The sequence below is a fragment of the Pseudomonas sp. 1176_21 genome, from assembly GCF_052850635.1.
The window spans coordinates 1,004,296-1,021,785 of the sequence record NZ_VXCV01000001.1; the positions used below are offsets into that span (position 1 = coordinate 1,004,296).

19 protein-coding genes and 1 pseudogene are annotated in these 17,490 nt (G+C 66.6%); 10 read left to right on the forward strand and 10 right to left on the reverse strand.

Annotated elements, in window-relative coordinates; genetic code table 11:
* The first annotated feature begins 15 nt into the window (after window positions 1-15).
* Window positions 16-537: a GNAT family N-acetyltransferase gene (locus FW760_RS04750; RefSeq protein WP_446443662.1), complete on the forward strand. Its 522-nt coding sequence runs from the start codon at window positions 16-18 to the stop codon at window positions 535-537.
* Between the two features lie 35 nt (window positions 538-572).
* On the opposite strand, the gene FW760_RS04755 is transcribed toward FW760_RS04750, so the two are convergent.
* The gene (locus FW760_RS04755) at window positions 573-1,172 is read right to left on the reverse strand and encodes a DMP19 family protein (RefSeq protein WP_123752557.1); all 600 of its coding nucleotides are present in this window, start codon (window positions 1,170-1,172) and stop codon (window positions 573-575) included.
* A 184-nt stretch (window positions 1,173-1,356) separates the two neighbouring features.
* On the opposite strand from FW760_RS04755, the pseudogene FW760_RS04760 reads away from it, so the two are divergent.
* The 7 genes and pseudogenes from FW760_RS04760 to FW760_RS04790 all read left to right on the forward strand — a co-directional run.
* Window positions 1,357-1,899: pseudogene (locus tag FW760_RS04760) on the forward strand (GNAT family N-acetyltransferase); the annotation flags it as partial.
* 69 nt (window positions 1,900-1,968) lie between these two features.
* Window positions 1,969-2,268, forward strand: a complete 300-nt coding sequence (locus FW760_RS04765; RefSeq protein WP_255001320.1) for a nuclear transport factor 2 family protein — start codon at window positions 1,969-1,971, stop codon at window positions 2,266-2,268.
* 90 nt (window positions 2,269-2,358) lie between these two features.
* Window positions 2,359-2,982, forward strand: coding sequence for an SMI1/KNR4 family protein (locus FW760_RS04770; RefSeq protein ID WP_446443663.1), 624 nt, complete (start codon window positions 2,359-2,361; stop codon window positions 2,980-2,982).
* A gap of 19 nt (window positions 2,983-3,001) precedes the next feature.
* The gene (locus FW760_RS04775) at window positions 3,002-3,520 is read left to right on the forward strand and encodes a GrpB family protein (RefSeq protein ID WP_054914616.1); all 519 of its coding nucleotides are present in this window, start codon (window positions 3,002-3,004) and stop codon (window positions 3,518-3,520) included.
* Between the two features lie 100 nt (window positions 3,521-3,620).
* A complete protein-coding gene (locus FW760_RS04780) occupies window positions 3,621-4,202 on the forward strand; it encodes a hypothetical protein (RefSeq protein WP_058540103.1) in 582 nt (193 codons plus the stop codon).
* Window positions 4,203-4,376: 174 nt separating this feature from the next.
* Complete coding sequence (locus FW760_RS04785) at window positions 4,377-4,673, forward strand: hypothetical protein (RefSeq protein ID WP_058540102.1); 297 nt, start codon at window positions 4,377-4,379, stop codon at window positions 4,671-4,673.
* Between the two features lie 97 nt (window positions 4,674-4,770).
* Window positions 4,771-5,295, forward strand: a complete 525-nt coding sequence (locus FW760_RS04790) for a M15 family metallopeptidase (RefSeq protein ID WP_116054289.1) — start codon at window positions 4,771-4,773, stop codon at window positions 5,293-5,295.
* A gap of 1 nt (window position 5,296) precedes the next feature.
* Here the strand turns inward: FW760_RS04790 and FW760_RS04795 are convergent, their stop codons facing one another.
* Window positions 5,297-6,499, reverse strand: coding sequence for an MFS transporter (locus FW760_RS04795; protein ID WP_116054291.1), 1,203 nt, complete (start codon window positions 6,497-6,499; stop codon window positions 5,297-5,299).
* Window positions 6,500-6,636: 137 nt separating this feature from the next.
* Here FW760_RS04795 and FW760_RS04800 point away from each other — a divergent pair, with 137 nt between their 5' ends.
* Window positions 6,637-7,224, forward strand: coding sequence for a TetR/AcrR family transcriptional regulator (locus FW760_RS04800; protein WP_116054294.1), 588 nt, complete (start codon window positions 6,637-6,639; stop codon window positions 7,222-7,224).
* A gap of 48 nt (window positions 7,225-7,272) precedes the next feature.
* On the opposite strand, the gene FW760_RS04805 is transcribed toward FW760_RS04800, so the two are convergent.
* Genes FW760_RS04805 through FW760_RS04820 form a run of 4 tightly spaced genes read right to left on the reverse strand, consistent with a single transcriptional unit; the run spans window position 7,273 to window position 13,400 of the window.
* A complete protein-coding gene (locus tag FW760_RS04805; RefSeq protein WP_054914620.1) occupies window positions 7,273-7,758 on the reverse strand; it encodes a DUF2165 family protein in 486 nt (161 codons plus the stop codon).
* Window positions 7,759-7,771: 13 nt separating this feature from the next.
* Window positions 7,772-9,208, reverse strand: a complete 1,437-nt coding sequence (locus tag FW760_RS04810; RefSeq protein WP_116054297.1) for an efflux transporter outer membrane subunit — start codon at window positions 9,206-9,208, stop codon at window positions 7,772-7,774.
* Window positions 9,205-12,306, reverse strand: coding sequence for a MexW/MexI family multidrug efflux RND transporter permease subunit (locus tag FW760_RS04815; RefSeq protein ID WP_043861391.1), 3,102 nt, complete (start codon window positions 12,304-12,306; stop codon window positions 9,205-9,207). The genes FW760_RS04810 and FW760_RS04815 overlap by 4 nt, the downstream gene beginning before the upstream one ends.
* A complete protein-coding gene (locus FW760_RS04820; protein ID WP_116054300.1) occupies window positions 12,303-13,400 on the reverse strand; it encodes an efflux RND transporter periplasmic adaptor subunit in 1,098 nt (365 codons plus the stop codon). Before FW760_RS04820 ends, FW760_RS04815 begins: the two co-directional genes overlap by 4 nt.
* Before the next feature lie 155 nt (window positions 13,401-13,555).
* Between FW760_RS04820 and soxR the strand changes: the two genes are divergently transcribed.
* Complete coding sequence (soxR, locus tag FW760_RS04825; protein WP_054914623.1) at window positions 13,556-14,008, forward strand: redox-sensitive transcriptional activator SoxR; 453 nt, start codon at window positions 13,556-13,558, stop codon at window positions 14,006-14,008.
* A gap of 577 nt (window positions 14,009-14,585) precedes the next feature.
* Here the strand turns inward: soxR and FW760_RS04830 are convergent.
* Genes FW760_RS04830 through FW760_RS04845 form a run of 4 tightly spaced genes read right to left on the reverse strand, consistent with a single transcriptional unit; the run spans window position 14,586 to window position 17,437 of the window.
* A complete protein-coding gene (locus FW760_RS04830; RefSeq protein ID WP_147303876.1) occupies window positions 14,586-15,806 on the reverse strand; it encodes a hypothetical protein in 1,221 nt (406 codons plus the stop codon).
* Between the two features lie 29 nt (window positions 15,807-15,835).
* Window positions 15,836-15,979 (reverse strand): hypothetical protein, encoded by a 144-nt coding sequence (locus FW760_RS04835; protein WP_167400193.1) that lies wholly within the window; start codon window positions 15,977-15,979, stop codon window positions 15,836-15,838.
* Window positions 15,976-16,794: a zinc-ribbon domain-containing protein gene (locus tag FW760_RS04840; RefSeq protein ID WP_043861395.1), complete on the reverse strand. Its 819-nt coding sequence runs from the start codon at window positions 16,792-16,794 to the stop codon at window positions 15,976-15,978. The genes FW760_RS04835 and FW760_RS04840 overlap by 4 nt, the downstream gene beginning before the upstream one ends.
* Before the next feature lie 25 nt (window positions 16,795-16,819).
* Window positions 16,820-17,437, reverse strand: coding sequence for a helix-turn-helix domain-containing protein (locus FW760_RS04845; RefSeq protein ID WP_043861396.1), 618 nt, complete (start codon window positions 17,435-17,437; stop codon window positions 16,820-16,822).
* Window positions 17,438-17,490 lie beyond the last annotated feature (53 nt).

Genomic DNA, 17,490 nt, shown 5'->3' on the forward strand with positions numbered 1-17,490 from the left:
AAGGTGAACAGCAGCATGATCGCCACAACAGCACTCGAACCCTCGCACTGGCCGCTGTACCGCGATCTGCGCCTGCAGTCACTGCAGGACTCGCCGGATGCGTTCGGCAGCACCTACGGCTCGGAGGCTACGCGCACCGATGAAGACTGGTCGGCGCGCTTGCAGGCGGCGGCAAGCTCCGGCCAGGGCCGTGCGTTTGTTGCGCTGGAGGGCGAAGCGCCCTGTGGGCTAGTGTGGTGCAAGCTGGCCGGTGCAGGGCCCGGCATTGCCGAGATATTCCAGATGTGGGTCGACCCGGCCCGCCGCGGGCGCGGCGCCGGACGGGCACTGCTGCGGGCAGCGCTGGACTGGGCCCGCCGCCACGACATGCAGCGGGTACGGCTGGGGGTCACGATTCAGGACAGCCCTGCCATGCACCTGTACACCGCGCTGGGCTTCAAGCCGATTGGGCCACCCGAACCGCTGCGCGCGGGCAGCGCGCTGATGTCCCAGGGCATGGAGCTGGTACTGGATACCGTGCAGGCCCGCAACGACTGACACCGCGCGCCCCTGGCAGAACAGGACCCCGAAACCTAATCGGCGGCAAACAGCTGCTGTTGCCGCGCATACGCCACCAGGCGCTCCTCCAGCTGGTCGGGGTCGAGGTAGAAGCGAGTATCCAGTGCATCCAGCGCGGCCTCGCAGGCCAGGTCGGGCTCATCGGCATAGGTGGGCATGCGCAACTGACGCTCGCCCTGCTCGGCAGGCACTGCCTGGGCGCCGAACAACAGGCCCTTGGCCTCCTCCAGCAGCGCGAGGGTCTGCAACGCGCCGAGCTCGCGCAACCCCGCGCACGCGCTGGCGTAGTGATCGCCCGAGGAGTTGCCGAAGTACTGGTCGAAACCGCCGTTGTACACCTCGCCCTGCAGCACGTTGACCGCGTAATAGTGCTGCTCGGCCAGTGCCAGCCCGGCAAAGCCCTGGGGCGTGCGGAACACCCGGTCGACCAGCGCAGACCAGTACAGCGCCTGCGGGCTGGCCAGGTACTGCTTGCGCTCCTGGGCGTAGCGCTTGCCGTTCTCGATGTTCTCCCGGTAGCCGCCCTTGCAGGGCATGCACAACCCGCCGGTGCGCGCTGCGGTGCTTGCCAGGATCACGTTGCCGCAGGCGCGGCAGGGTTGGTTGTCGCTCATGCGCCCCCCATGGTCATTGCGTGGTGAGGGCGCGCCCCTTGCGCGTCGCGCCCAACGTGGCGCACATGCTACAGCGTGCCGGCCTGCGCGATCCAATCGCCTTGGCGCATGGGTTTGGTTTACCCTCGGTGCCGACACCTTGCCCACCCTCGCCCACCCCATGCATTACCGCTTCGAGGCCAAGATGAACCGCATCCCTACCTTCACCACCGCGCGCCTGCAGCTCACGCCCCTGCAATTGAGCGACGCTGCGGCGATCCAGCAACTGTTCCCGCAGTGGGAGGTGGTGCGTTATCTCGACAGCCGCGTGCCTTGGCCGTACCCGGACGACGGCGCACTGACGTATGTGCGCGACCTGGCGCTGCCCGCCATGGCGCGTGGCGAGGAATGGCACTGGATGATCCGCCTGGTGCAGAACCCGCTGCAGTGCATCGGCAGCGTGTCGCTGCACGATACCCCCGGTAACCACCGCGGTTTCTGGCTGGCGCCGCAGTGGCAAGGCAAGGGCTACATGCGCGAGGTGTGCGAGGTGATCAACCGCTTCTGGTTCGACACCTTGAATCGCCCGACCCTGCAGGTGCCCAAGGCCGTGAGCAACCTGGCGTCACGGCGCATATCGCTGCGCGAGGGCATGCACCTGCTGCACGTGCAGCCCGGCAATTTCGTCAGTGGGCCGATGCCCCAGGAAACCTGGGAGCTGACGCAGGATGAATGGCGCAAGCGCCGCGGCGACGCCAGCCCCGCAACGCAACCCGCTGGCGAGCTGGAAGCCACCCTGCACTACCTGGAGCAACGCCTGCTGCAGCAGGACGTACGCAGCAACACGGCCTTGCTGTCGACGCTGCTGGCCGATGACTTCATGGAGATTGGCGCCAGCGGCAAGGCCTGGCACAAGGCGGATGTGCTCTCCAGCCTGCCCGTCCAGGCATTCAGGGTGCGCACGATCAGCGATTTTCAGGTACGCCCCCTGGCGCCGGACGTTGCGCTGGTGACCTATACCTGCCACAGCGACACCGCGTCGCTGCGCAGCTCGGTATGGCGCAGGCTCGATGGCCATTGGCAGATGACCTTTCATCAAGGCACCCCGGCCGCGTAATGCCGCAAACGGTGCGGCCCCACCCGCGCCGTTTGCCTGCGGCGCCCATGCGCGGCATCATCTGCCGCCCCTGTACAGCGAGCCACCTCGATGACCGATTACCGCGGGCTGATGCTCGAAGACACCCGGCAAGGCGCCAGCGACGCTGCGCTTGCACAGCTGGAGGCCAGCCTTGGCGCGCCCCTGCCGGCTGACTACCGTGAATTTCTCACGACCTGCAACGGCGCCTACCTCGAGTACGACGTGGCGGTCACCCTGGCCAGCGGCGAACGGGAGCTGATGAGCTTCTCGCTGTACGGGCTGGACCTGGACGGCGAATGGGAGTCGAACCCCTACGAGCTGGAACGCGCACGCCAGCGCCCTGGCTACCCTGCCCACGGCCTGCTGCCGATCGGGCGTGACGGCGGCGCCAGCCTGTTGCTGCTGGACCTGCGCGAGGGGCGCCAGCAGGTGGCCGCGATGGTCGCCGCCCTGCCCGCCTGGACCGGCCGCCGCCAGCAAGGCGACGAATACGTGGTGCTGGCCGAAAGCTTCAACGACTACATGGCCCTGCTGCATGTGGCCGAAGAGACCATCGTCAACCATATCGACAGCTTCATCATCAGCCAGGACAGTGTGCAGGCCACCCTCGCCTGGCTCGATTCCGGCAGCCGCGGCTGGCGCGAACGCCACCGTGAGCGCTGGAACGCACGGGTAAGCGACTGGCCAATATGACTCCCAGGGAAACACCGCAATGAAGCTGACCAGTCAGATCCGCCCCTACGACAACCAATGGCCCGAGCGCTACCTGGCCGCCAGGGCAGGCATCGCCCAGGGTTTTGGCAGTGAACTGATCGACATCCATCATGTGGGCAGCACGGGCGTACCCGGCCTTGCCGCCAAGCCGGAGATCGACGTGCTGGTGGTGGTTCAGGCGCATCGGGAAACCGCAGCACGCCACGCCCACATGCAGGCTCTGGGGTACGTGCGCGGCTCCGACCTGTCGCCGGGCCACCACTTCTACCGTCGTGATGTCGACGGTATCCGTACCCACAAGGTGCACGTGTGTGCCCAGGGCCACCCACAGATTGCCTGGATGCTGCGCTTTCGCGACCTGCTGCGCAGCGATGACGACCTTCGCCAGCGCTACCAGGCGTTGAAGCTTGAGCTTGAAGCGACCAATCGTGACGGTATCGGCGAGTACCTGGCCGGCAAGGCGCCATTCATCGAGGCCGCGATGCGTGGCCAGGTGCCGTCGCAGGGCGGCGTCTAACGGGCATATCCGCAATCAGTGGCTATGCTTTGCACGTGATCCACGCACGTTGCGTCATGCGTTGTTCCGCTCATTCAGCCATTACATGGAATGCAGGCTTATGAAATCGATTCGCTCCCTCGCCCACGCCGTTGCCCTCGCCTCACTCATGACCACTGCCAGCTTTGCGGCCCACGCCGCCGAACTGCCGCTGGGCAGCGAAGCGCTGCAAGACCACATCAGCACCCAGGTGCTGGCCGTGGACCCGGGCAACTTCCGGGTCACGATCGAAGGCCCGAACAACAGCCAGGTGCCTATCCAGCTGACCAAACAGGCCAAGGACCTGCACAACCTGAAGGTGGGCGACAAGGTCGACATCACGGTGACCCGTGCCGTGGCCTATGTGCTCAACACCAGTGAGGGCGGCGCGCCGAAGGTCACCGACGAGGCCGGCACCGTGCGCGCCACCAAGGACAACCCCAACCCGGGCGGCGAAGCTTTCCGCCAGGTGCGCGTCACCTCCAAGATCACCGCCATCGACCTCGACGCCCATGAAGTGACCCTGCTGCCGCCCCAGGGCAAGGTGAAGGTGGTGAAGGTCGAGGACCCCGAACTGCAGGCGCGCATGAAGAACCTCAAGGTCGGCCAGACGGTCGACGTGGTGTACACCGAAGTGCTGACCGTGAAAACCTCGCGCCCGTGAGGTATGCTCGCCGAGTCGACTGACTCGAACGGCTCTAGCGCGCCGTTCCCGGCCGGATTTCCCCGGCCAGGAACGCACCGCCCACCACCCGATGGCCAGCCGCGCCTGCCACGGGTATTCCATCGGAACACCCCCCTTTTTCACGTCGCTTGACCGTTGCACAGGGGAACCGGGATGAACGCAAAAACAGTGTCTGGCCGCTTGTCATGGGGCCTGCCCTGCCTGCTTGCATTCGCCCTGCTGCTGACCGGCGGCTGCGCCGGCAAGACGGCCGCCAATCGCTATGCCGCCCAGGGTTCCAACTGCTACGCAAAGGCGGTGCCCAGCGCTGGCGAAGGCGGCCTGGCCTGGGGCTCGACCCTGGGCCAGGCCCGCAAGAAATCCATGGACAACTGCATGCGCTACGCCAGCCGCTCCGGTGGCACGCCCAGGACCTGCCAGGTGGTACTGGCCCAGTGCAAGGGCCAGTAACGCATCGGCAAGGCGAACCTGTTTGAACGGACCACGCCCCATCGCACCACGTCTTCACTGCTAGGCTGGATTGATACCCACTGCCCAGGTCAGCCCCATGCCCTACTCCCCCGCCGCATTGCAGATGCTCGAACAGCTCGGCATACCGTTGAACGCAGTGATCGAGCGCCATCTGCAGGAGTTCGTCGAAGCCAGCCTGCTGCAGTGGGCCGAGACCGGCCAGGACAACCGAAAGCACGAACTGATCGCCGTGGCCGCTCAGGCCTGGCGCCAGTTGAAAGCGGCTGCCGGTGCCGAGGGCGTGGCGCTTTACCTGGTGTCGGCCTTCAGAAGCGTCGAACGGCAGAAGAGCATCATCCAGCGCAAGCTGGAAAAGGGGCAGAGCATCGAGCAGATCCTTGCGGTCTCGGCCCCGCCGTTCTTCAGCGAGCATCACACCGGGCGTGCCGTCGACATAGGCACCCCCGGCTGCACCGACCTGGAGCCCGAATTCGAAGCGACACCGGCATTCAGATGGTTGACCCGCAACGCAGCGACCTATGGCTTCGAGCTGTCGTACCCACGCGACAATGGCGCAGGCTACGTGTATGAGCCCTGGCACTGGCGCCATGTAGCCAGCTGATTCAGGCGGGCTGCGGCGCCGCCCGTGCAACCAGGCGCCGGTGGGCCCACACAGCCACCAGCAGCACCAGGGCACCGGCCACCAGCGCCACACCGAAGCCGGCCCGGGCGCCGCTGCCATCCACCACCTGCCCCGATACCGCCGCCCCCACGGCCACACCGATGTTCAAGCCGGCCAGCAGCCAGGTCATGCCCTCGGTCAGACGATGTTCGGGCACCAGCCGCTCGACCAGGGTCATGGCCACGATCAAGGTCGGCGCAAAGAACAGCCCCGCCACCAGCACCGCCACACCCAGGCCCGGCAGGCTGGCGACCAGCAACAGCGGCAGGGTCGTGGCAGCGGTTGCCAGCCCACCCAGCAACAGCAGGCGCGGCAAGGGCACCTGCAGCTTGAACGCACCGAACAGCAGCCCCGCCACGCACGACCCCACGGCATAGGCCGACAGCACCAGGCTGGCCGCCGCCGGCTGGCCGCGTTGCTCGGCAAAGGCCACGCTGACGATATCCACGGTGCCGACGATCATGCCCAACGCCACCATCAGCAGGGTCAGCAGGCGCACGTTGGCCAGGCGGATCACCGAGCCCGAACGATCCCCGGCAGCTTCCCGGGGCTGGATCGGCGGCTCGGTACTGCGCTGGATGACCAGTGCGAACACACCCAGCACCAGCAACAGTGCGGCCGCAAGCAGGCCCGCCTGGGGCATTACCACCACCGCCAGGCCCACCGACAGCGGCGGCCCGGCAATGAAGCTGACCTCATCGAACACCGTCTCCAGCGAATACGCCGCATGCAACTGCGGCTGGCCACGGTACAGGGCCGTCCAGCGCGCGCGCACCATTGCCGACACGCTCGGCATGCACCCTGCCAGCATCGCCCCGATGAACAGCGCCCAGTCGCCAGCCCGTTGCCAGGTGCTGGCCAGCACCAGCAGCAGGCCGAGGAGGCTGATGGCGGTGGCCGCAGGCAACACGCGGCGTTGCCCGAGGCGATCCACCAGGCGCGATACCTGTGGCGACAACAGCGCATAGCTCAGCACGAAGACCGCCGCCACTGCCCCGGCCAGTGCGTAGCTGCCACGCAATTGCGACAGCAAGGTGATGATGCCGATGCCTGTCATCGGCAGTGCGGTACGCGCCAGCAGCCCGGCCAAGGCAAAGCCCAGGGCGCCCGGCGCGGCAAAAAGGTCTCGATAAGGGTTGGCCATCTGATGCTCCAGGGCGGTGAATTGGCCGCTGACACGGCAGCGCGACAAGTTACATACGGCATGTATGTATAAAAAGCGTATATTCATACGCACCGAATGTAAATAATCATACGCACCGTATGTAAGGAGACATGCCCATGGCTCGCCGCACCCGTGCCGAAATGGAAGAAACCCGCGCCACCTTGCTCGCCACCGCCCGCAGCGTGTTCAGCGAACGCGGCTATGCCGATACCTCGATGGATGACCTGACCGCCCAGGCCGGGCTGACCCGCGGCGCGTTGTATCACCACTTCGGCGACAAGCAGGGGCTGCTGGCGGCCGTGGTGGCGTCGATCGACGCCGAGCTGGATGCACGCCTGCAGGCGCTCTCCGACACTGCCCAGACGCCCTGGGAAGGCTTTCGCCAGCGGTGCCGGGCCTATCTGGAAATGGCGCTGGAGCCGGATTACCAGCGCATCGTGCTGCGCGATGCCCCAGCCGTGCTGGGGGGCACCTCGACGGACGCGCAACGCCATTGCATCGCGTCGATCCAGGCACTGCTGGAACGGTTGATCGAACAAGGCGTGGTGGCCGAGGCCGACCCGCAGGCCCTGGCCTCGCTGGTCTACGGCAGCCTGGCCGAGGCTGCGGTGTGGATCGCCCAGGGTGATGACGGCGATGCGCGACTGGCGCGCAGCACCGGCGCACTGGAACTGCTGCTGCGCGGGCTGCTGGCCAAACCATAGGGCATCAAGGCCACGCGAGGGTGGCCCGATTGGGGTGACAGCGGCGCACTAGGCCCACTGCAGGTTGAACACCATGAAGTTCAGCACCACCCACACCACCAGCGCCAGGTGAGTGAGCTGCAGGCCCTCCTGGCGTATCCAGTAGCCGAACCACAGCCCCCCGAGCAGCATGGCGAAAAGAAAGCCCAGGGCTGCGCTAAGCGCCAGGTTCAACCAGGGCCGGGCTGCGTCCAGGCCGCTGCCCAGCAGCAGGTGGTAGCAGCCCGCCCAGGCGGCCAGCACCGCCCCCGCCTGCAGCAGCACGACGACCATCAATGCCGCCCTGTGCACAGCGGGCGAGTGAATGGCCCGCGAGCACAGGGGCAGGTCGATCGCCGGTGCCTGGCGCAGGGGCGCCATCGACAGCGTGCCCCCGACGGCCGCCGCCGAACTGGCAAAGGCCTGCAGGTTGTTGACCAGGGCGATGCTCAACCACAGGGTGAACCCTGCGGCCAGTACCATCTGAAACATCAGCAGTGAAGTTGCAGTATCCACGAAGCGGTCCTCATCAGTTGTTCAGGGTGTTTGCGCTAAGCGTCCTGCCGGAAGGCGCGCGCCAGGCCAGGGCCTTGTACAGGTCCACGGCGTTGCCATAGGAGGCGGCCTGTGCCCGCGCGATGTCCTGGCGCAGACGCAACAGGTCGCGCTGGCTGTCCTTGACCGCCAGGTAGCTGCCCGAACCTGCGCCATAGCGCTGCTGGGCGATGGCGAACGCCGCCTCGCCATGCCGCGCCGCCTGCACCAGGCCGAGCAGGTGGCGCTGGTGCTCGGCCAACTGCGTGACTGCGCCCTCTACCTCTTCCACCGCCACCAGCAGCACCTGCTCGAAGTGCGCTGCCTCACCCTGGGCCAGCGCCTGGGTACCGCGCAGGCGCGCCCGCACCGAGCCCAGGTCGAACGCTGGCCAGGTCAGGCCGGGCGTCAGCTCGAACGCCCGCGCCGCACTGCCCAGGTCGCCGTCACGCAAGGCAAAGAAGCCGATGAACCCACCCAGGTTCAAACGTGGGTACAGGTCGGCAGTGGCAGCGCCCACATCCTGCACACGGGCAGCCAGCAGCCGTTCGGCCTGGACCACATCGGGCCGGTTGCGGATCAGCTGATCCACATCCCCCAGTGGCAGCTGGCGCGCCAATGGCATCGGCGGCATGTCCCCCAGCGCGATGGCGAAGCTGCCGGGGCGCTGGCCTGTGAGCACCTGCAGCCGGTACAGGCGCCGCTGCAGCTGGCTGCGCAGTGGCGCCACAGTCGATTGCGCCAGCAGCAGGTTGCTCTGCGCGCTCTCCAGCGCTTCGGGCAGGCCGGCGCCGGCGTGCAACTGCGCCTGGGTCAACTGCACGGTCTCCTGCCAGCTGCGCACCGCCTCTTCGGCCAGCAGCCCTTGCTGGCGTAGCCCCTGGGCCTCGAAGTAGGCCTGGGCCACCTGGGCCGCGATGCTCAACTGCACCTGCTCCAGGTCGGCCGCGGAGGCCTGCGAACGGGATTGGGCGGCGCGCTCCAGGTGATCGAGGCGGCCGAACAGGTCAAGCTCCCACTGCAGGTCCAGCCCCGCCCGCCACGATTCGGACAGGCTGCGGGCCGGCGGCTGCCCCTGCCTGGCCTGCTGCGCCAGGCTGCGCTGGTAGCTCGCGCTGCTGGTCACCGTCGGCAGGCGCTCCAGCGCCTGTTCATCCACATGGGCACGGGCCAGCAGCAGGCTGGCATGCGCCTGCTCGATGGCGTGGTTGTGGGCCAGGGCGGTTGCGATCAGGCGTTCCAGCTGCGGGTCGTCGAAAAAGGTCCACCAGGCTGACGTCGGCTGCACCGGCGTCGCAGCGAAGGCCTGCGCCTGCGGGCTGACCACATGAATGGGCGCCACCTCGGGGGCGTGATATTGCGGCCCGACGCTACAGGCGGCCTGCAACGCCACGGCGCCCAGCAACAGCGGATAACGGCTGAACCCCTTCATGGCCTTGCCTCCCTGTGCCCAAGCGCAAGGCCCTGCTCGGCCTCCTCCAGTTGCTGCTTGCGCGGGCTGTGCACGCGATGGTCACGGGCCAGCCAGGCATACACCGTGGGCAGCACGAACAAGGTGAACAGCGTGCCTATCAACATGCCGCAGACAATGACCACACCCAGGCCGAAACGGCTGTTGGCACCGGCGCCGCTGGCGAACAGCAGCGGCATCACGCCGAAGGTCATCGCGGCGGTGGTCATCAGTACCGGGCGCAGGCGAATCTGCGCGGCGCGGATGATCGCCCCGGCACGGTCGAGGTTCTCGCGCAGCTGGATCTCGTTGGCGAACTCCACCATCAGAATGCCGTGCTTGCTGATCAGCCCGATCAGGGTCACCAGCCCGATCTGCGTGTAGATATTGAGGGTGGCCCAGCCCAGTGCGAGCGGCAGCAGTGCGCCGCAGATCGACAGCGGCACGGTGACCAGGATGATCAGCGGGTCCACCAGGCTTTCGTACTGGGCCGCGAGCACCAGGTAGATGACCACCATCGCGGCGAGAAACGCCAGCACCAGCGCATTGCCTTCCTGCACGTACTGGCGCGACTCGGACTGCCAGTCATGGCTGAACTCCGGCGGCAGTTCGCTGGCCAGTTGCTGCAGAAACGCCACCGCCTGCCCCTGGGAAACCCCCGGTGCCGGGATGGCCTGCAGCGTGCTCGCATTCTGCTGGTCGAACTGCAGCAGCCGGTTGGGCTCGACCGTCATCTGCAGCCGCACCACGGCAGACAACGGCACCAGTTGCCCCGCTTCGCTGCGCACATACTGGCGCTCGAGGGCCTGGGGCGTCAGGCGCTGATCCTGGGTGCTCTGCGGGATCACGTCATACGAGCGGCCATACAGCGCGAAGCGGTTGATGTACTGCTCGCCCACCAGCACGGCCAGGGAGTCGCCGAGGGCCTGCATGCCGATGCCCAGGCTGGCGGCCTTGGCGCGGTCGACCGTCACCTTGACCACCGGGTTGTTGTAGTCCAGGTCGCTGTCCACCACCGCGAACAGGCCGCTGTCGCGGGCACGCTGCTTGAGGGTTTCCATGGTCTGGTACAGCACCGGGTAGTCCTGCGCGCTGCGCAGCACCATCTGCACCGGCAAGCCACCGCTGGAGCCTGGCAGCGAGGCCACCTGGAAGGCAAAGATGCTGCTGCCCTCCACTTCGCTCACGGCCTGCTGCAGGTCGGCCTGGACCTGATCGGCCGAGCGCTCGCGGGCCTGCCACAGGCTGAGGTTGATACCGCCGAAGCTGCTGGCCGGCCCGTCGGTGCCGTTGATGATCCAGGTGTCAGTGGTTTCCGGCAGGCTGTGCATCACCTGGTCGAGCTTGCTGGCGAAGCGCTCGGCATAGTCGAGGCTGGCGTACTGCGGCGACTTGATGGCAGTGAGCACCGCGGCCTGGTCTTCGGGTGGCGCCAGCTCGCGTTGCGGCTGCAGGTACAGCCACGGCAGGCTCAGGCACACCAGCAAGGCGACGCCACCGCTGACCCAGCGACGCGACAGCGAGTGCGCCAGTGCCCGCCCGTAGGCGCTGGCCAGCCCGCCGAACACCTTCTCGGCAAGCCTGGCCATGCGCCCCTCCTGCTGGCCGGGCTTGAGCAGCAGCGAGCTCATCACCGGCGACAGGGTCAGGGCCACCACCCCCGAGACGATCACCGCCCCGGCCAGGGTCAGGGCGAACTCGCGAAACAGCGTGCCGGTGAGCCCGCCGATCAGGCCGATAGGGGCATACACGGCGGCCAGCGTGAGGGTCATGGCGATCACCGGCCCGGCGATCTCGCGGGCACCGACCAGCGCGGCGGCCACCGGCGTCTGGCCCTCCTCGATATGGCGGTGCACGTTCTCCACCACCACGATCGCGTCGTCCACCACCAGCCCGATGGCCAGCACCATCGCCAGCAGGGTCAGCAGGTTGAGGCTGAAGCCGAACGCCAGCATCAGCCCGGCCGCGCCGAGCATCGACAGCGGGATCGCCAGCACCGGGATGGCCACGCTGCGCAACGAGCCCAGGCACAACCAGATCACCAGCACCACGATCACGATCGCCTCGACCAGCGTGTGCAGCACTTCCTGGATCGAGGCCTCGATAAAGCGTGCAGTCTCGTAGGCCAGCGCCACGTTGACCCCTGGCGGCAGGGTCTGCTGGATCTGCGGCAGCAGCTTGCGAATGCCGTCGACGATCACCAGCGGGTTGCCCGCAGGCGTCGGGAACAGGCCTAGGTGCACCGCCGGGCGGCCATCCATGGTGGCGCTGGTCTGGGTGGCCGCGGCGCCCAGTTCGACCGTGCCCACATCGCGCAGGCGCACCAGCGCCGTGCCGTCATTGCGAATCACCAGGTCGCGAAAGGCCTCGACACTGGTCAGGTCGGTATCGATGCGTATGTCGGCCAGCACGAACTGGCCGCGTACCTGCCCGGGCGTGGCCTGGTAGTTGTTGCTGCGCACGGCATCGGCCACCTCGGCGGCGGTCACGCCGCGCCCGGCCATGCGTTCGCTGTCCAGCCACAGGCGCATGGCCAGGGTCTGGCCACCGAAGGTCTGGATCTTGGCCACGCCGTCGATGCCGGAAAGCTGCGGCTCGACCACCCGCGACAGGTAGTCGCTGAGTTCGGGAATCGACAGCGTGTCGCTGGCAAAGCCCACATAGGCCACGGCGGTGGAATCCCCGGCCGACAGCTCGACCACCGGGTCGTAGGCCTTGTCCGGCAGGCGGTAGCGCACCTGGTTGACCTTGGCCATGGTCTCGCTCAGCGCCTGGGTCGAGTCGCGGTTCAGTTCCATGCGCAGGGTCACCAGGCTGCGGCCCTGCACCGACGACGAAGACAGGTAGTCGATGCCTTCCACCGACGACACCGCCTGGGTGATCGGCTGGGTCACGAAGCCCTGCATCAGTTCGGCCGATGCACCCGGGTATTCGGTGCTGACGGTAATGGTGGCGGTTTCCAGCAACGGATACTGGCGGATGGGCAGCTTGCCCAGGGCGAACAGGCCGGCCAGCACGATCAGGCTGCTGACCACCAGGGCCAGCACCGGGCGACGCACAAAACTGTCGGTGAACCTCATGAGGCGTCGCCCCCGTCGGCGTTGTGCAGCGTGTCATTGGCCACCTGCTCCACCTGCATGCCGTCACTGAGCTTGAGCTGGCCCGAGACCACCACGCGGTCGCCCGCCTTGAGCCCGGAGGTGACTTCCACCTGGCCCTTCCAGCGCTCGCCGGTGGTCACCTGCACGCGGTGCACGCTCAGGCCGCGTTCCGGGTCGTGGTTGGCAATGAACACGGTCTGGCCGTAGGCGGTATAGGTGATGGCGGTTTCCGGCACGGCCATCACCCGGGTCGGCTGCGCCGCCGCGAGCTGCACGCTGGCGTACATGCCGGCCTGCAACTGCCCGTCCGGGTTGGCCAGGGTGGCCTGCACCCACACTGCGCGCGCCTTGCCCACCATCGGGTCGATGGCGTTGATGCGCGCCGCAAAGGTCTTTTGCGGCAGTGCATCCACCGCCAGGGCGGCGGTCTGCCCCACCTGCAAGCCCGGGGCGGCATGCTCGGCCAGCGAGAAGTTCACCCGCAGTTGCGTGGCGTCCACCAGGCTGGCCACGGCGTCACCGGCATTCAGGTACTGGCCTTGATGTACGCGGCGGATGCCCAGCTTGCCGGCAAAGGGGGCCCGGATCGCCTTCTGCGCAATCCGTGCATCGACCTGCTGCAGTTCGCCCTCGGCCATCTGCACGGCGGCGGTGGCGTTGTCGAGTTGCTCCTGGGTAGTGACATTGGCGGTGCGCAGCTTGCCGATGCGCTGATGCAGGGTGCGGGCATTGCGCAGCTGTGCGCTCAGGCGCACCCGGTCGGCCTGCTCGGGGGCATCGTTGAGCTGCACCAGCAGTTGCCCGGCCTTGACCCTTTGCCCCGACTCGAAGGCGATGCGCGTGATGCGCCCGGTGGTTTCCGCGGCCACCTGCACCTGGTGGGCGGCTTCCAGCTCGCCGGCGGCGAAGGTCTGGCGGGGCGCCTCACGCGAGGTGACGGTGGCCAGCGCGACCTTGGTCACCGGCCACGCCGCAGTGGCGTGCGCCGTCGAGTCCTTTCTGGTCAGCAGCATGACGACGGCCAGCACGCACACAACAGCGGCGCCCCCTCCCAACAGCATCCTCTTGCCCATCTTTGCTCCGCTCATCGGTGTGGTGTGTTCGCTGCACAGCGCATCCCGTGCCGACGGCTGGCATCGGCACGGCAAAGCGGTTGCAGGAAAGATCGGGCCGGACTATAAAACCTCAACTTAACTTGAGGTCAACACACGTGGCGGCAGAAAAGACGATGGATGGTGCGCGCTCGCTCACCATCGGCGAGGTGGCCAGACGCAGTGGCGTGCCGATTTCCACCTTGCACTTCTACGAGTCCAAGGGGTTGATCGCCAGCACGCGCAATGCCGGCAACCAGCGGCGATTTCCGGCGTTGGTGCTGCGCAGCATCGCGATCATCAAGGTGGCGCAGCGCACCGGGATTCCGCTGGAAGAGATCAAGCACGCGATGAGCCGCTACCCGCCCAACAGCAAATTGACGGCGGCGCAGTGGGGTGAGATGTCATCGGCCTGGCGCGAGAACCTGAATGCGCGCATCCGGACGCTGGAGGCATTGAGGGATAGCCTGGACAACTGCATCGGTTGTGGCTGCCTGTCGCTGGATGATTGCCCGTTGCGCAACCCGGGGGATGCGCTGGGGCAGGATGGACCGGGGCCGAGGATTCTGGAAGGGGCTGCCGAGGGTTAGGCGCAGGAGTTGCGGGTGGTCTGGCTGATGCACCGTGCACGCAGGTTCTGCGACCGCTTCGCGCTCGTTCGCCAGCAATGCTGGCTCCTACAGCGCTGGGGCTTCTGCCCGAAGGGCGTAGGAGCGGGCCTTGCCCGCGAACTGGCGCGCAGCGCCAGCAAAACCTGCGAACGCGATCTGGCTGATGCATCGCACACGCAGGTTCTGCGACCGCTTCGCGCTCGTTCGCCAGCAATGCTGGCTCCTACAGCGCTGGGGCTTCTGCCCGAAGGGCGTAGGAGCGGGCCTTGCCCCGCGAACTGGCGCGCAGCGCCAGCAAAACCTGCGAACGCGATCTGGCTGATGCACCGCACACGCAGGTTCTGCGACCGCTTCGCGCTCGTTCGCCAGCAATGCTGGCTCCTACAGCGCTGGGGCTTCTGCCCGGAGGGCGTAGGAGCGGGCCTTGCCCGCGAACTGGCGCGCAGCGCCAGCAAAACCTGCGAACGCGATCTGGCTGATGCACCGCGCACGATCGTCGGCCAGCAGCAGCCCACCTGCACGCCTGTGGTTGAGCTACCGCCTGAGCCCAGCCAGGTCAGTAAGGCACGTTGACCTGCAACTGCTGGATCTGTACCGAATGCGGGTGAATCAGGTGGGTCAACACGCGTCGCTCCTTGACCGCGGATTTTTCCGCGTAGTCGGCGAACCGGTCATTGCTGACGATGTAGGCGGCCTGGTCGAACTCGGCAGCGGCCAGCAGGGCCTCGTCCGCTTTCACATCGCGGGGCATCACCACCACCTTGGCCCCGGGGAACAGCGCCTGAAGCCCGGCATGGTTGCTCGACACCCGTGCATAGATGCCCGGGTCGAACATCACCGTCACCTTGTACCCCTGGCACAGGACCGGCACCAAGGCAATCAGTGCACCAAGCCCGATGAAGGTGCCCTTGCCGTTCTCCGAAGGCAGGTAGCACAGGTTGTTGCCATCGAGGATGAGCGTTTCGATGTGGTTTTCCATCAGCCGTGTGATGTCGCGCAGGCGTTCCTGGATTTTCTCGATATCCCGCTCGAGCTTGCGCCGCTTGGCATTCAACCCGCTCAGTACCATGCCCGGCTTGCTGTTTTCGAAGAAGCTCTCGCACTCTTGATGTATGAGCGCTTTTTCCCTGCCGCTCGACGCATTCGAGAGCGCCCACTCAAACCCTTGCGCCTTGGCGATGTCGTTGTCGATCTGCTGCAGTTGGCGCTGCTGGCGTTCCCATTGGCGCGACACGTCGCCGGCCATGGCTTCCCATTTTTCGCTGGCACTGCGGGTATGCTCGATCAACTGGTGCAGGTGCGCCAGTTCCTCGTTCAAGCCGGCGATGGTGGCCGTTGCTTCCAGCGGATTGAACTGGCGATACCGGCGCAAGTTCGCCGCCAGCCGGCGCTCTTCGGGCTCATGGCTGGCCAGCTCGGCCTGGGCCTCCTTGCGCGACAGCTCAAGCATCGCAAGGCGCTTGTCCAGTTCACTGGCCTGGTGCTGCGCCACCTTCTGCTCGGTGGAGCGCCACAGGCCCGACAGCCAGCCACCGGCCACGCCCTGGCAGGTCTGCTTGCTCTGGCTGGTGCTCTGCAGGGTGGCGCTGAGCTGATTGAGCCGTTGCTTGATATCCAGGGTGATGCGGTTGCGCTGGGCCAGTTGAGCGCTGGCGTGCTCGCAGTCGAATGCGTCGTACCACTGCATGTCGAGGGTCAACTTCTGGATATCCAGGTTGATCGATGCGGTCTTCTGGGTCAGGGCGACCACCCGGGCCGCGTGTTCATTCCTATACATGATCGTTCCTTGTAATCGACAGGCCAGGGTTACACGGGGTCTTGCGCATTGCGCTGCCCGCTGCGGTAGGCCGCCCTGCCCGCCCATTGCAATGCCAGTACGGTAACGGCACCGGCAGCAACGCAGATGGCATTGGTCAGCAGAAATTCGAGCGGCGAGATCGTGGTGTTCATGCCAGCCCCCTTTCACCCAGGCGTACGCCGCAGTGGCCGCAGAACCGGCTCGATGCCTCAACCGCTGTACCGCAGGCGGGGCACATCTTGGCAACCAGCATTTTCTGGCGCATATGGCCGATCTGGATAACGCAGGGCACAGTTACCCGGTAGGCCGGGCTGGCCAGGTCGAACGCGGTCCACAGACCCGTGATGGCCCAGCCGACCGGGCCTGCGAGCACGGCCAGCCCCCTGCCCAGGCCCGCACTACCTGCCAGCATCACGCCACGTCCCACCAGGCTGCTCATGGTCGCGCTGGCCACTACCGCGGCCAGGCGGTAGGAGGTCAGCCCGGAGGCGCTGAGGCTGGCGATCAAGCTTGCCAGTGCAGTGGGCCCCATGCCCGGCCGGTAACCCGCCCCGACCGATTCGAAGAAGGTCTTCTTGTCGTCTTCGCTCATGCGCCCCACCGACTGCTCGACCACCTTGGCGATGATCGCCATCTCCATACTGGCGCAGTCTCCGAGGCCGCTCTTGGCAACCCCGACGTGAGAAGCCACGTCGGTGAGCAGTTCCTTGTAGGGCACGCCGCTGCCACCGCGAAACACGTTCATCAGCGAGTTGCCGCCAAAGCGCGTGAGTTCCTCGACCACCAGGCCGCGATCAAGGTCGGTGATCTCACGCTCCTTAGCAGCGCTCAACTGGCGGCAGACCGAGGACGACAACGAGATGCGTCCCTTGCCGCTGTCGGTGATCACATCGATGAGCAGCCCGATATCGTCGCTGCTCGCGCTCATCATTACGTCTGCCAGGTCGGCATCTTGAATCATTGACATGGGGGGCTCCTTTGATGACCAGGGGTCAGTCGATGATGGTCGGGGCATGCGGGGTGCTGCGGCTGACGAAGGCCCCCGCAATGGCTGTCAGCCAGGCCCGGGGCTGGTCGGAGCGCACCTGGCGCAGCATCAGTGCGTCCAGTTTCAGGCAACTGCGCCGGCGCCATTCGTCACGGGCATTGACACGGCTGACTTCGGGCGACGCACCCACGCCGATGGGACGCACGTCGGGATGCACCTTGCATTCGCGCAGCACCTTCTCGACCGGGTTGCCCTGCTCGAGCTTGCCTTCGCTCTGCAGCTTGACTGCTGCCGCCAGGTAATCGCGGCTGCCACCCACCGCCTGCCCCAGCGCCAGCCAGTCTTGCGGGCGCATCAGCAGGAACGCAGGGGGTACTCCCAGTGCATCGGCAATGCGGCTGAGCGTGTGCAGGTCCGGGTTGGGGTCGAGCTGTTCGCGGGGTGACTTCAATGCCCTCAGCGTGCTGCGAGCGATGCCGGTTTCGCGTTGAATACAGGCGGCAGTGACAGGGCCTGGCCGGCCGTCCTCGCGCTGCTTGCCACCGATGGCAAGTACCGCGCTGAGGTTGTCACTGAAGTGCGCTCCCAAACTTTTCGGTGGTACGGAGACAGGACTGTTCATGGGGGCCTCTTGCGTGTGGCGATGACGGCAAGACTATCCATGGCAATGTGCCA